A 14740-nucleotide genomic window follows, 5' to 3' on the forward strand; every position below is an offset into this window, starting at 1 on the left:
CTGTAACAAAAGTTATCACCGCTATACTCATGCTATACTATAGCTTTATTCATGCTATACTTCTCGTGTAAAATTTCATTAAGCAAAAAGATAAGTTAATGAATTTAACAACTTTTTTCAAAAATAAATGAATTAAAAGGATACAAAATGATTTACAATAAACCAAAATATAAAGCTCAATATGAGAATTTTATCGGTGGAGAATGGATTGCTCCATCTAGTGGTGAGTATTTTGATAATATTTCTCCTGTTGATGGTGAAATTTTAACAAAAATTCCAAGATCAAATGAAGCAGATGTTGAAGCAGCTGTTTTAGCTGCTGATGCTGCATTTAAATTATTTAAACATACATCTGTTGTTGAAAGAAGTACATTATTAAACAAAATCGCAGATGCAATTGAAGCAAATTTAGAAAATATTGCTATTGCTGAAACTTTAGATAATGGAAAAGCAATTAGAGAAACATTAAATGCTGATGTTCCTTTAGTTGTTGATCATTTTAGATACTTTGCATCAGTAATTAGAGCAGAATCAGGAACGGTTTCTGATTTAGATGAAAATACAATTTCTCAAGAGATTTATGAACCTTATGGTGTTGTTGCTCAGATTATTCCTTGGAATTTCCCATTATTAATGGCTGCTTGGAAATTAGCTCCTGCAATTGCAGCTGGAAATTGTATTGTTATGAAACCAGCAAGTGCAACTCCTATGTCAATTTTAATTTTAATGGAAACAATTCAATCTGTATTGCCAAAAGGTGTAATTAATATTATTAATGGTGCTGGTGGGAAAATTGGTAAATTCCTTTCAACTCATCCATTAGTTAAAAAAGTTGGATTTACTGGTGAAACTACAACTGGTCAATTAATTATGCAATATGCAACTGAAAATATTATTCCTTCAACTTTAGAACTTGGTGGAAAATCACCAAATATTTTCTTAGAATCAATCATGGACGCTGATGATGAATTCTTTGATAAAGCAATTGAAGGGTTAGTATTATTTGCATTTAACTCAGGAGAAGTTTGTACTTGTCCATCACGTGCATTAATTCAAGAATCAATTTATGAACCATTTATGGCAAGAGTTCTTGAAAGAGTAAAAGCAATTAAATTAGGAAATCCATTAGATACAGATTGTATGATGGGTGCTCAATGTTCTTTAAATCAAAAAGAAAAAATCGTAGATTACATTAAAATAGGTAAAGAAGAGGGTGCTGAATTATTAATCGGTGGTGATGTTTATGAATCAACAACTAATCCAAATGGTTTTTATATTCAACCAACATTATTTAAAGGTCATAATAAAATGAGAATTTTCCAAGAAGAAATTTTTGGTCCAGTTCTAGCAGTTACAACTTTTAAAGATGAAGAAGAAGCATTAGCAATTGCAAATGATACAATTTATGGTTTAGGTTCAGGTGTTTGGTCAAGAGATGCTCACCAACTACATAAATTTAGTCGTGGAATTGAAGCTGGGAGAGTTTGGGTAAATTGTTATCATATATATCCATCACATGCATCATTTGGTGGATATAAAAAATCAGGTATAGGAAGAGAAACTCATATGATGATGTTAAATTCTTATAGACACACAAAAAATATTTTAACTTCTTACAATAAAAATAAATTAGGTTTCTTTTAAGATTTACTAATCAAAAATAAAAACCCATAGAAATTTTCTATGGGTTTTTCTCGTTATAAAGGATATAAAATGTCAACACAAAGACTAGATGTAACACCAGCAGCAGCTCTTGTTATTGAACAATTAAAAAAAGAACATGGTGAATTAGTATTTAACCAAAGTGGTGGTTGTTGTGATGGAACTGCTCCTATGTGTTACGAAAAAGGTGATTTCCATGTTCCTAGTCGAAATATAAAAATGGGTGAAATTTGTGGATGTGAATTTTTTATTGATAAAGACCAATTTGAATATTTTAAACACTCTTTTATAACAGTAGATGTAAAAGAAGAAAAAGCAGCTTTTGGCAACTCTTTTTCACTAGAAATAGATTTAGGTTATCAGTTTATAACAAAATCTAGAATTTTTACTGATGAAGAGTACGCAAATTTGGGAAAAATAGATTAAAAAAAAGGGAAAGAGTAAAAACTCTTTCCCTTTTTAAATAGTAAAGCTAAAATTATAAAGCAGTTACGTTTTCTGCTTGAAGACCTTTTTCACCTTGACCAACTTCAAAAGTTACTTTTTGACCGTCATTTAATGAAACTCTTCCATAACCAGAATTGTTGATGTTTCTGTAATGTACGAATACATCTTTACCACCATTTTCTTGCTCGATAAAACCATAACCTTTTTCGCTATTAAACCATTTAACTGTTCCGTTTACTAATGTTGCCATTGTAACCCCTTTTTTTTTAAAATATACTTCATTTCTAAAGCGTTGAAAATATAAAATCGAGAATTCTTTAGATTGAGTGTGTACTTAAAACTAGCGTTACAAGAAAAACATAAACTATAGATGAACCCTAAACCATCTTTCAATGCAGGCATTATATCACAAAAATAAGAAAATGTACTCTTTTATAAAAAAAATATAGTTATTTGTAAAATTATCTACTTTTTAGCTTCTTCATTTGTAACTAAAGCTAGGTTTTTTAGGTTATATTTTTGTAATAAATCTAATATTTTTACTACTCTTTCATACTCAACTTTTTTATCAATCCTCACAATTACGGCTTTTTCTTTGTTTTTTATAGCTTTTAGGTTATCTTCTAGGGAATCAAAAGATACTTCAATTCCTTTAATGGCAAGTTTTTCTTTGCTAAGTTCAATAAAAATTTGTTCTTCATCTATTTTCATCTCTTTTGCACTTGATGTTGGCAAATCTAGTATAAGTGCGAGTTCTTCTTTTTTAAAAACAGAAGTTACTATGAAAAATATGAGAAGAATAAATATAACATCAATAACAGGTGTTAAATCTAATCCTAATGATTCTCTTCTTTTCATTTTAGTTATTTCCAACTAACTCTTTTTTTGCTTTTAGTTCGATATTATCGATCATTGCAATAAAATGGTTATATGCAATTTGATGAGGAATAGCTACAATAATACCAGCAATTGTAGTGATTAAGGCGATTCCAATTCCATTTGAGAAAATAGTTGGATCACCTAATCCTTTTACTGTAATTTCTTCAAAAGACATATAAACTCCAATAACTGTTCCTAAAAGACCTAATAAAGGAGAAATAATAGCAATATTTTTTATAACAGTAAGTCCAGAATCTAGTTTTTTTACTTCATATTCAATTTGTGCAGAAATAGAAGTATCTGATGTTATCTTTTTTTTGATTTCAGTAATTATTTTATTTTTTCTAGGAAGTGTAAAAAATTTCCACAAAATTATAGTAAATCCAATTATATTTAATCCAATTAAAATATAAACAATAATTCCACCCTTATCAATATAACTCATTAAATCCATTTTAGCCCCAATCAATTTTTGTGTATTGTACAAAATTTTTGCTAATAGATGGTACAATTTTCCCCATGAACTACACAAATTCACCAATTCAACAAGTTACTTTTAATGAGCAAAAATATTTTATAAAAAGAGATGATTTATTAAATTCTGATTTTGCTGGAAATAAAGCAAGAAAGTTTTATTATTACTTAATCAATGATTTTCCTAATATAAAAAAAGTAGTTTCTCACGGTTCTAGTCAATCAAACGCCATGTACTCTTTATCTGTTTTATGCAAACTAAAAAATTGGGAATTTGACTATTATGTTGACCATACAGCATCATTTTTAAAAGAAAATCCAGTTGGAAATTATAAATATGCAATAAAAAATGGAATGAATATAATAGAAGAGAATTTGCCAGATTTTTTTGATAATGAAACTTTATTTATAAGTGAAGGTGGAGCAGTGGTTGAAGCTTCAGTTGGAATTGAAGTTTTAGCAAAAGAGATAAAATCTTGGGCAGAAAAAAATAGTATAAAAAATCTAAAAATATTTTTACCAAGTGGAACGGGAACAACAGCACTTTATTTGCAAAAATTTCTTCCTTTTGAAGTATTAACTTGTGCTTGTGTTGGTGATGAAGATTATTTGAAAAAACAGTTTGAAGCTCTTGAAAAAGATAATTTTCCAACAATAGTGCAAAAAGAAAAGAAATATCATTTTGGAAAACTTTATAAAGAATTTTATGATATTCATAATGAACTTTTAAAACAAACAAATATTGAATTTGATTTCCTTTATGATAGTTTAGGTTGGCTTTGTTTTGAAAAGTATATAAAACAATTAGAAAAAGAAGTTGATACAATTTTTTTATATATTCATCAAGGTGGAATTATTGGAAATGAATCTATGCAAGACAGATATAAACACAAATATCATTTAATATAAAAAAAGATAGTATTGCACTTATGTTATCAAAAAAAGAAATCAAACTTATAAAATTTATTAAATACACGCCTATTTTTGTTGTTGGACTTATTTGTTTAATTATCACTATCCTTTTATCAATTGAAAAAAACATTTCTTTAAAAAAAGATTTAGAAAATTTGCAAAAAGATTATTTTGAAAAAAATAGAGAAATAATAAAAAATGAAGTCAACAAAGTTTTTGACTATATTGAACACAAAAAACTAAATAGTGAAGATGAATTAAAAGAAAATTTAAAAGACAGGGTTGAAGAAGCTTTTACTTTAGTTAATTATATTTATGAAAAATATAAAAATACAGAGAGTAAAGAACAAATTATTAATAGAATAAAAGATTCTTTAAGACCTATTAGGTTCAATGATAATCGAGGTTATTTTTATATAAGTAGTATGGATGGAATTAATATTTTACATCCAATTAATCCTGAATTTGAAAATAAATTGATAATAAATTATAAAGATAATTTTGGAAATTTTGTTTTAAAAAAAATTATAGATAATCTACAAAATAAAAAAGAAACTTTTACAACACTTTATTGGCAAAAACTAGATGATTCAACTCATCAATATAAAAAAATCACTTATAATAAAATTTTCGAACCATATAACCTTATTATAGGAACAGGTGAATATTTAAGTGATTTTGAAAATATTATAAAAGAAGAAGTTTTATCTTATATTTCAACTATTAGATATGATAAAAATGGATATATTTTTATTGTTGATGAAAATGGTGTTTATTTAAGTCATATTGAAAAATCTTATATAGGATTAAATAGAATAAATCTAAAAGATGAAAATGAAGTTATGATTACAAAAGAGATTTTGAATTTAGCAAAAAATGGTAATGATGGATATTTAAAATATATTGGAACTGTAAAACCAGAGACAAAATATTTTTCAGAAAAGATAAGTTATGTAAAAGGCTTTAAAGAATGGAATTGGGCTATATCAACGGGTTTTTATACTGATGAATTAGCAAAACAAATTAATGAAAAACAAACAGAAATAAAAGATAGATATACAAAAAATTTAACAAATCTAATTTTAATTAGTATTTTATTAACAGGAGTTTTTTTAATTATTTCTTTTTATATTTCAAAAAAACTTGAAAAAAGATTTTACAAATATAAAGAACAAGTTCTTAATCATATTAAGAAAAATAGAGAAAAAGATACCATTCTTGCTCAACAAGCAAAAATGGCTGCAATGGGGGAAATGCTTGAAAATATTGCTCACCAATGGAGACAACCTTTAAGTACAATTTCAACAATTTCTACAGGAATTAAAATTCAATATGAATATTCTGAAGTAAAAAAAGAAGAAGTTATAAAATCTATGAATACAATAGCTACAACTACAAAATATTTGTCACAAACTATTGATGATTTTAGAGATTATTTTAATCCTAAAAAAGAAGCTACTTATTTTAATCTTAGAGATATTTTTGATAAAGTTTCAGATTTATTAGAACCACAATTACATTTAAAAAATATTCAAATAATAAAAGATATTGATGATATAAATATCTTTGGAATGGAAAATGAGTTTTTACAAGTAATAATAAATATTTTAAATAATTCAAAAGATGAATTTGAAAGAAAAGAGTTTGAAAAAAAGTATATATTTATTGATACTAAAATTACAGAAGATGAAACAATAGTTATCATCAAAGATAATGCAGGTGGAATTGAAGAAGAGATTATAAATCGAGTATTTGAACCTTATTTTACAACTAAATTTAAATCAAAAGGAACAGGAATTGGACTTTATATGTCAAAAGAGATTATTGAAAAACATATGAATGGTTCTCTTCTTGTTAAAAATGAAAAATATGTTTATAAAGATAAGAGTTACACCGGAGCAACTTTTTCAGTAATATTTTCTAATAATCAGGAATTAAAAAGTAATTAAAAGAGCCTAATTTAAAGTAAATAAGAAAAGTTTGGGTATAAAAATTTACATAAGTTTAGATATAATCTTCCACTATGAAAAAGAACAATATAATATTAATAGGTTTTATGGGTGTTGGTAAGGGTACCGTTGCACGTGCTTTGGTTAAAAAATCAAATATGTTTGCAATTGATACTGATGATTTAATTGAAAGTATGGAAAACAGAAAAATCAAAAAAATTTTTGAAGCTGAAGGTGAACCATATTTTAGAGCCTTAGAGAAAAAAACTGCTTTATGGTTGGAAAAAAGTGTAAATAATACAATTGTTTCAACAGGTGGTGGATTTTATAAGCAAGAAAACATAAACAAAATAGGAAAGGTTGTTTATTTAAAATCATCATTTCAAGGTATTTTAGACCGAATAAATAACGCTCCAAATGCAGCAAATAAATTGAAAAAAAGACCACTTTTACAAAACATGGAAGAAGCAATAAAGCTTTATGATTCAAGAGCAAAAGAGTATGAAAGAGTTGCTAAAATTGTAGTTGATGTGGAAAATAAAGATATAAAAGATATTGTAAAAGAGATTTTAGGACAAATTAAATGAAAATAATTAATACAAAAGATGCAAATTTTAAAGCTGAATTTGATGCCATACTAGCTAGAGCAAATACTGACATCAAAGGCGTTTCTTCAATCGTTATGAATATCATTGAAGAGATAGTTCAAGAGGGAAATACAGCTTTAAAAAGACACATTTCAAAGTTTGATAAATGGGAAGTGAAATCTGATGATGAGTTAATGATTTGTCCAGATGATATGAAAAAAGCTTATGACAATCTTGATGAAAAATTAAGAGCTGCTTTACATATAGCTTATGACAGAATCAAAACTTACCATGAAAAACAACTTCCAAAATCATGGTTAGACTTTGAATCAAATGGAACTATTTTAGGTCAAAAAGTAACTCCTGTTGATAGAGCTGGACTTTATATTCCAGGTGGAAAAGCTGCCTACCCAAGTTCACTTTTAATGAATGCAATTCCTGCAATCGTTGCTGGTGTTAAAGAGATAGTTGTTTGTACTCCAACACCTGAAAATGAAGTAAATGAGCTTTTACTTGCAGCTTGTCACTTATGTGGAATTACAAAAGCCTATAAAGTTGGTGGAGCTTCAGCGATTGCTGCAATGGCTTATGGAACACAAACTATTCCTAAAGTTGATGTAATTACTGGTCCTGGAAATATTTTTGTTGCAACTGCAAAAAAACTTGTTTTTGGAGAAGTAAATATTGATATGATTGCAGGTCCTAGTGAAATTGGTATTTTAGCCGATGAAACAGCAAAACCTCACTATTTAGCAATTGATTTATTATCTCAAGCTGAACATGATGAAATGGCAAGTTCTATTATGATTACAACTTGTGATGAGGTTGCTCAACTTACAAGTAAAGAAGTTGAAGAGTATTTAAAAAATTTAAGTAGAGAAAAAATAGCTAGAAAATCAATTGAAGAAAGAGGTGCAATTATTGTGGCATCTTCAATGGAAGAAGCTCTTGAACTTATGAATGAAATTGCTCCTGAGCATTTAGAAGTGATGACAAAAAATCCTTTTGAATTATTACCATTTATCAAACACGCAGGTGCAATTTTCTTAGGTGAAAATACTCCTGAACCAATTGGTGATTATATGGCAGGTCCAAATCACACACTTCCAACAGGAAGTACAGCTAAGTTTTATAGCCCATTAAATGTAGAAAATTTTATGAAAAAAAGTTCAATTATTAATTTTTCAAAAAATGCTATAAATGAACTTGGAGAAGCTTGTGCATTATTAGCTGATACAGAAGGTTTAACAGCTCATGCAAAATCTGTAAGAGTTAGATTAGAAAACAAATAACAAAAAGAAAAATAAGGAACAAATTATGTCAATGTTTGGCGATTGGTTTAGTGAAGATGAAGACGATATTTTTATGGGAAGTCCAAAATCAAAATTTTTTGATGTAAGTAGAGAAGCTTCAAAAGATATAGTTGAAGAAGAGATTGATAAAATTGTTGAAAAATTAGCAGTTTTAGAGATGATAATTTCTGAAAATAAAGGTGAAAACTTTGATATAAATGAATACATCAAAGAATACACTTTAGAAAATCATGACAAAGTAAAAGCTATGAAAAAAGGTCTTTATGTTGAATTCACAGGTGAAATTATCTGTAGATTAGATTCGTAAGGCATTTTTTGTGGAAGAATTACAAGAAGTAAAAAATCAAATAAAAGAGTTTGTAAAAGTTTGCAATCACGAAAAAAGTTTAGAACTTTTAGAAAAATTAGCAACAGGAAAGATGCTAAGGTCTAAACTTATTTTAAAAATTGCAGGAGTTAATGAAGAAAGTATTAAACTTTGTGCAGTTGTTGAAATGATTCATGCAGCATCACTTTTACATGATGATGTAATAGATGAAGCCGATACAAGACGAGGTCAGCCATCAGTTAATGCACTTTATGATAATAAAACTTCTATTATGTTTGGAGATATTTTATACTCACGTGCTTTTACTGAACTTTCACAAATGGACAAAAGAGTCGCATATACAATCTCTAATGCTGTAACACTTCTTAGCATTGGTGAAATGATAGACGTTGATTTAACAAATAGTTTTAACAAATCTTATGATTTATATCTTGATATGATTTATAAAAAAACAGCTTCTTTAATTGAAGCATCAGCAAAAGCAGCAGCAATCTTAGCTGGACTTGATGAAAATAAATATGCCTTATATGGTAAAAATCTAGGACTTGCTTTTCAAATGGTAGATGATATTTTAGATATTACTCAAGATTCTGTTACTCTTGGAAAACCAGCAATGCTTGATTTTGTAGAGGGAAAAGTAACAATTCCATATTTATTACTTCATGAAAGAGTTCAAGATAAAACAAAATTAGAATCTTTATACAAAAAAGAGTTAAGTGCTGAAGAAAGTTCTTGGATAAAAGAGCAAATGAGTATTACAAATGCTTTAAATGATTCTATTTTACAAGCGAAAGCTATTGGAAACGAAGCTATAAATGCTGTTATTGATGAAGAAAATAGCCAAACTTTAGTAATGATTATGAAAGCTATGATAGAAAGAGAGTTTTAGATGAGTTATTTAGTAATTAGTTTTTCTCACAAAAATATTGATATAAAAATGAGAGAAAAACTGGCTTTTAACGGCGATGAAGATAAAGATAGATATTTAAAACAAATACTAGAAAATGAACACACAAAAGAAGCAGTAGTTTTATCAACATGTAATAGAGTTGAAATTGTAACTAGATCTTCAAATATAAAAAATAGTGCAAAAAATATCATCGAAAAATTAGCTTCTTATTCAGGTTTAGATTTTGATACTTTATACGATAGAGCTGATATTTATGATAATGATGGAGCAGTTCATCATCTTTTTTCTGTTGCATCTGCACTTGATTCACTTGTAATTGGTGAAACACAAATTGTTGGACAACTAAAAGATGCTTTTAGATTTTCACAAGCAAAAGGACACTGTTCTACAAATATTACAAGAGTTATGCATTATGCTTTTAAATGTGCTGCCAATGTAAGAAATGCTACAAGTTTAGGAACAGGTTCTGTATCAGTGGCTTCAACAGCTGTTGCAAAAGCAAAAGATATTATTGGAAATACAAAAGGTGTAAAAGCACTTGTTATTGGTGCTGGTGAAATGAGTGAACTTACGATCAAACATTTACTTTCATCAGGTTTTGATGTTGTATTAACAAGTCGTGATTTAAAAAAAGCTCAAATTTTAGCAGATACTTTCGAAACAAATGTAAGTGTAGAACCTTATAGTGAATTGTCAAATTTACTCTCACGAATTCCAGTTATGATAACAGCAACTTCAGCTCCATATCCAATAATCACAAAAGAGAATGCACCTAGTTCTTCAATAGCTAGATATTGGTTTGATATTGCAGTTCCTAGAGATATTGATGAAAATATCTCATTAAGTGGATTAGAAATTTTTTCAGTTGATGATTTACAAGATATTGTAAATGAAAATATGAGTTTGCGAGCAGAACAAGCAAAAATGGCTTATTCTATTGTAAGTCGTATGTCAATGGAATTTTTTGAGTGGTTAAAATCTTTAGAAATCGAACCAGTTGTAAAAAACCTTTATTTAAAAGGTGAAACAATCATCGATAAAAAGCTTAAAAATGCCATAAAAAAAGGTTATATTAGAGCTGATGAAGAAGAGAATATTAGAAAACTTTGTCAAACTGTAATCACAGAATATTTACATAATCCATCTAAACAATTAAAAGATATTTCAAAAAATATGGAGTGTGATGTTGTTGTTTCAACTGTTCAAAATATGTTTGGATTAAGTAATGATTCAAACTTACCAAATAAATACAAATGTGATCATATTACAAAAAATTAAAATAGGAAAATAATCAATGAAATTTAGCAAAATGTTTATCCCAACTACTAAAGAAACACCAAATGATGCGACACTTCCATCACATCAATATTTAGTTAGAGGTGGATTTATCGCTCAAACTGGAGCTGGGATTTATGATTTTATGCCATTGGGAAAAATTGTATTAGATAAAATCAGAGCAGTTGTAAAACAAGAAATGGACAATGCAGGTGCAAATGAAGTTCAATTTGGATTTGTAACTCCACTATCACTTTGGGAAGAATCAGGTCGTGCAAATACAATGGGGCATGAAATGCTTAGATTCAAAGATAGAAAAAATACAAATTTTGTTTTATCTCCAACAAATGAAGAATCAGTTGTAAATATGGTAAAAAATAGAATTACTTCTTACAAAGATTTACCAATTCATCTTTATCAAATAAACACAAAATTTAGAGATGAAGCACGACCAAGATTTGGTCTTATGAGAGGAAGAGAATTTTTAATGAAAGATGGATACTCTTTTCACTCAAGTGAAGAAGATTTAGTAAGAGAATTTAATCTAATGGAAGCAACTTATAAAAAAGTTTACACAAGATTAGGTTTAGATTTTAGAGTAGTAGCTGCTGATTCAGGAGCAATTGGTGGAAGTGGTTCAAAAGAATTCCATGTATTAGCAGATTCAGGGGAAGATACAATTGTTGTTTGTCCTGATTGTGAATATGGAGCAAATATTGAAGCAGCTACTAGAAAACCAAGAAATTTTGATTATTCTGCTTTTACAGAATTAAAAAAAGTTGAAACAGTAGATACAAAAACTATTGAAGAAGTTGCAACTTTTTTAAATATTCCAAAATCACAAACTATAAAAGCTGTTATTAAAAAAGCTATTTATGAAGATAAAACTCAAATCGTTGTGTTTTTTGTAAGAGGTGATGATGAACTTGAAGAGACAAAAGCTTGTAATTCTGTAAATGCTTTAGAGTTAGATGAGATAAGTGAAAATGAGATTATTGAAGCTGGATTAGTTGCTGGTTATTGTGGACCTTTTGATTTACCATCAAATATTACTTTTGTAATTGATAATGAAATCAAAGATTCAAAAGGCTTAGCTTGTGGTGCAAATGAAATAAATTACCACTTAATAAACACAGATTTATCAACTTTAAAAGATGTAAAATATTTTGATTTAGTTGCTGTTCAAGAAAATGATAGTTGTTCTTGTTGTGGTGGAGCTTTAAAATACACAAAAGGAATAGAAGCAGGTCACATTTTCCAACTTGGAACTAAATATTCAAGTGCTATGAATGCAAACTTTTTAGATGAAAATGGAAAAGCAAAACCATTTATTATGGGATGTTATGGAATTGGAGTTTCAAGATTAGTTGCTGCTGTGATTGAACAAAACCACGATGATAAAGGTTGTATCTGGACAAAAGAGACTGCTCCATTTATGGTTGATATTATTGTTTCAAACTCTAAAAAAGAGGAAGAAGCAAATGCTGGTGAACAAATCTATGCTGATTTAAAAGTTGCAGGAATAGATACAATTTTAGATGATAGAATAAATGCTAGATTTGGTTTCAAAATGGGTGATTTTGAACTTTTAGGTTTCCCTTATGCTGTTGTAATTGGTAAAAAATTACCAGAGGGATTTGTAGAAATCGTTGATAGAAAAACTTTAGAAAAAACTGATGTAAAAGTTGAAGAAGTAGTTTCAAAAATATTAGAATTAATTAAATAGTAGGAGAATATTTTGGAAAAAGAGTTAGAAAAAAATATTGAAGTGATAACGAAAGACATAACTTCATATATTCCACACAATATTTTAGAAATAATAAGTGCTTATGCATTTTCATTATTAATGGCATTATTAATTTTTATTATTGGAAAATGGGCTGTAAATAAAGTTGTAACAGTTTTAGGAAAAGTGTTAAGAAAAGTAAAAGGTATGGAAGAAACTTTAATTAGGTTTTTAGAAAATATCGTTTATTACGCTTTAATGATAATTGTTCTTTTAACAGCTTTAGGGAAATTAGGAGTTGAAACAACTTCGTTTTTAGCGATTCTTGGAGCTGCTGGTTTAGCTATTGGTCTTGCTTTAAAAGACTCTCTAGGAAACTTTGCTTCTGGTGTTATGATAATTTTATTTAAACCTTTTAAAGTTGGTGATACAGTAACAGCAGGTGGAGTTACAGGAACAGTAAAAGAAGTTGGTATTTTTAGTTCAATATTTGTAACTGCTGATAACCAAAAAATCATTGTACCAAATGGCTCAATTACAACGGGTTCAATTACAAATGTAAATGCTTATGAAACTAGAAGAATAGATTTAGTTATTGGTATTGGATATAAAGATGATATTAAAAAAGCAAAAGAAGTATTAACAAATGTTGCAACTTCTAATGAAAAAGTTTTAGTGGATAAAGGAATTTCAGTTGTAGTTTCAGAACTTGCAGAATCATCAGTAAATTTTACGATAAATGTTTGGGTTAAAACATCTGATTATTCAGAAGTTAGATTTTATTTATTAGAAAATATCAAACTGTCATTTGATAACGAAGGAATTTCTATTCCGTATCCTCAACAAGATGTACACCACTATAACAAAATTTAAAATCCCCTCTGTTTTAGAAGAGATTCTAAAAGACCTACAAAAAATTGGAGCAACTCCAATTTTAGTAGGTGGAAGTGTACGAGACTTTTTTTTAAATATTCCAATCAAAGATTACGATATAGAAATTTTTGGAATAAACTCTTTAGAAATAATACAAAACTGCTTAGAAAAATTTGGTTCTGTTAAGTTGGTTGGAAAATCATTTGGAGTTTTAACTCTAAAGGTTAATGAATATGATTTTGATTTTGCACTTCCTCGAACTGAAATAAAAATAGGAAATACTCACCAAGACTTTGAAGTAATCACAAATGCAAATCTTAGCTTTAAAGAAGCAGCAATAAGAAGAGATTTTACAATTAATGCAATAGGATATGATTTTTTAAGAAAAGAGTTTTTAGACCCATTTGATGGAATAAATGATTTAAAAAACAAAATCATAAAACACATAAATGATACAACTTTTATAGAAGATTCTTTACGAGTTTATAGGGCAGTTCAATTTGCCAGTAGATTTGATTTTGAAATAGATGAAAATACAAAAAAACTTTGTAATCAAATAGTTTTAAATGGAGATTTAGTTCATTTGCCAAAGGAGAGAATTTATGAAGAGTTTAAAAAACTATTTTTAAAATCGGCAAAACCCTCAATTGGTTTTGAACTTCTTCGTGAATTAGGCGTTTTAAAATATTTCCCTGAGTTAGAAGTTTTAATAAATTGTATTCAAGATCCAATTTATCATCCCGAGGGTGATGTTTGGATTCATACGATGATGAGCCTTGATGAACTAGCAAGAATTTTAAAAGAAGAAAATATTGAAGATGAATATAGAAAACTGTATCTTTTTTATGGAATTCTTTGCCATGATTTTGGAAAACCATTTTGTACAAAAGAAATAGATGGGAAAATAACTTCTTTTAAACATGAGAGTTTAGGAATAGAGCCGACAATCTCTTTTTTATCAAAACTTACAAATGAAAAGAAATTTATAGAAATAGTTTGTTCTTTGGTAAAAAATCATCTAACACCTTTTCAACTATATCTTGCAGAATCTTCATTAAAAGCTATAAAAAGATTGTCTTTAAAAGTAAATATTGAAGATTTATGTTTAGTTTGTCTATCTGATTGTTTAGGCAGAACAATAAAAGATAAAGAAAAATGTCCAAATGCAATTTCATGGCTTTTAAATAAAGCAAAAGAGTTAGATATTCACAATGTTCCTATAAAACAATTAGTTCAAGGACGAGATTTAATAAAACTAGGGTTCAAACCAAGTGATAAATTTAAAGAAATTTTAGAGTTTGCTTTTGATTTACAGCTAGATTTTCATTTGGAAAAAAATTTAATCATCAAAAAAATTATGGAAAAATACTAAAGTAATCATTTTAAGCTCTATTTTAAATTAAAA

The 14740-nt window shown here is 27.8% G+C and carries 15 protein-coding genes; 12 read left to right on the forward strand and 3 right to left on the reverse strand.

The window, feature by feature from the left end:
- The first annotated feature begins 147 nt into the window (after positions 1-147).
- Both ASUIS_RS02270 and ASUIS_RS02275 read left to right on the forward strand, forming a co-directional pair.
- The gene (locus ASUIS_RS02270; RefSeq protein ID WP_118885525.1) at positions 148-1644 is read left to right on the forward strand and encodes an aldehyde dehydrogenase family protein; all 1497 of its coding nucleotides are present in this window, start codon (positions 148-150) and stop codon (positions 1642-1644) included.
- Positions 1645-1713: 69 nt separating this feature from the next.
- The gene (locus ASUIS_RS02275; protein WP_118885526.1) at positions 1714-2088 is read left to right on the forward strand and encodes a DUF779 domain-containing protein; all 375 of its coding nucleotides are present in this window, start codon (positions 1714-1716) and stop codon (positions 2086-2088) included.
- Between the two features lie 52 nt (positions 2089-2140).
- On the opposite strand, the gene ASUIS_RS02280 is transcribed toward ASUIS_RS02275, so the two are convergent.
- The 3 genes from ASUIS_RS02280 to ASUIS_RS02290 all read right to left on the reverse strand — a co-directional run bounded on the left by ASUIS_RS02280 (position 2141) and on the right by ASUIS_RS02290 (position 3475).
- Positions 2141-2359, reverse strand: a complete 219-nt coding sequence (locus ASUIS_RS02280) for a cold-shock protein (protein WP_108557958.1) — start codon at positions 2357-2359, stop codon at positions 2141-2143.
- A gap of 215 nt (positions 2360-2574) precedes the next feature.
- Positions 2575-2967: an ExbD/TolR family protein gene (locus tag ASUIS_RS02285; RefSeq protein WP_118887624.1), complete on the reverse strand. Its 393-nt coding sequence runs from the start codon at positions 2965-2967 to the stop codon at positions 2575-2577.
- A gap of 1 nt (position 2968) precedes the next feature.
- Positions 2969-3475, reverse strand: coding sequence for a MotA/TolQ/ExbB proton channel family protein (locus tag ASUIS_RS02290; protein ID WP_226799966.1), 507 nt, complete (start codon positions 3473-3475; stop codon positions 2969-2971).
- A 32-nt stretch (positions 3476-3507) separates the two neighbouring features.
- Between ASUIS_RS02290 and ASUIS_RS02295 the strand changes: the two genes are divergently transcribed.
- From ASUIS_RS02295 to ASUIS_RS02340, 10 genes are all read left to right on the forward strand, one after another.
- The gene (locus ASUIS_RS02295) at positions 3508-4371 is read left to right on the forward strand and encodes a 1-aminocyclopropane-1-carboxylate deaminase (protein WP_118885527.1); all 864 of its coding nucleotides are present in this window, start codon (positions 3508-3510) and stop codon (positions 4369-4371) included.
- Positions 4372-4391: 20 nt separating this feature from the next.
- Positions 4392-6323 carry a sensor histidine kinase gene (locus ASUIS_RS02300; RefSeq protein ID WP_118885528.1) on the forward strand — a complete coding sequence of 644 codons (1932 nt, stop codon included), beginning with the start codon at positions 4392-4394 and terminating at the stop codon, positions 6321-6323.
- A 74-nt stretch (positions 6324-6397) separates the two neighbouring features.
- Complete coding sequence (locus ASUIS_RS02305) at positions 6398-6910, forward strand: shikimate kinase (RefSeq protein ID WP_118885529.1); 513 nt, start codon at positions 6398-6400, stop codon at positions 6908-6910.
- A complete protein-coding gene (hisD, locus tag ASUIS_RS02310) occupies positions 6907-8202 on the forward strand; it encodes a histidinol dehydrogenase (RefSeq protein ID WP_118885530.1) in 1296 nt (431 codons plus the stop codon). Before ASUIS_RS02305 ends, hisD begins: the two co-directional genes overlap by 4 nt.
- A gap of 25 nt (positions 8203-8227) precedes the next feature.
- The gene (locus ASUIS_RS02315) at positions 8228-8530 is read left to right on the forward strand and encodes a DUF2018 family protein (RefSeq protein ID WP_118885531.1); all 303 of its coding nucleotides are present in this window, start codon (positions 8228-8230) and stop codon (positions 8528-8530) included.
- Between the two features lie 10 nt (positions 8531-8540).
- Positions 8541-9440, forward strand: coding sequence for a polyprenyl synthetase family protein (locus ASUIS_RS02320; RefSeq protein WP_118885532.1), 900 nt, complete (start codon positions 8541-8543; stop codon positions 9438-9440).
- Entirely contained in the window at positions 9441-10739 is a 1299-nt protein-coding gene (gene hemA, locus ASUIS_RS02325) for a glutamyl-tRNA reductase (protein ID WP_118885533.1), read from the forward strand.
- 16 nt (positions 10740-10755) lie between these two features.
- Positions 10756-12462, forward strand: coding sequence for a proline--tRNA ligase (locus ASUIS_RS02330; protein ID WP_118885534.1), 1707 nt, complete (start codon positions 10756-10758; stop codon positions 12460-12462).
- Between the two features lie 12 nt (positions 12463-12474).
- Positions 12475-13335 carry a mechanosensitive ion channel family protein gene (locus ASUIS_RS02335; RefSeq protein ID WP_118885535.1) on the forward strand — a complete coding sequence of 287 codons (861 nt, stop codon included), beginning with the start codon at positions 12475-12477 and terminating at the stop codon, positions 13333-13335.
- The gene (locus ASUIS_RS02340) at positions 13310-14707 is read left to right on the forward strand and encodes a CCA tRNA nucleotidyltransferase (protein ID WP_118885536.1); all 1398 of its coding nucleotides are present in this window, start codon (positions 13310-13312) and stop codon (positions 14705-14707) included. The genes ASUIS_RS02335 and ASUIS_RS02340 overlap by 26 nt, the downstream gene beginning before the upstream one ends.
- The last annotated feature ends 33 nt before the right edge of the window (positions 14708-14740 follow it).

It is taken from the genome of Arcobacter suis CECT 7833 (assembly GCF_003544815.1).
GTDB classification, from domain to species: domain Bacteria; phylum Campylobacterota; class Campylobacteria; order Campylobacterales; family Arcobacteraceae; genus Aliarcobacter; species Aliarcobacter suis.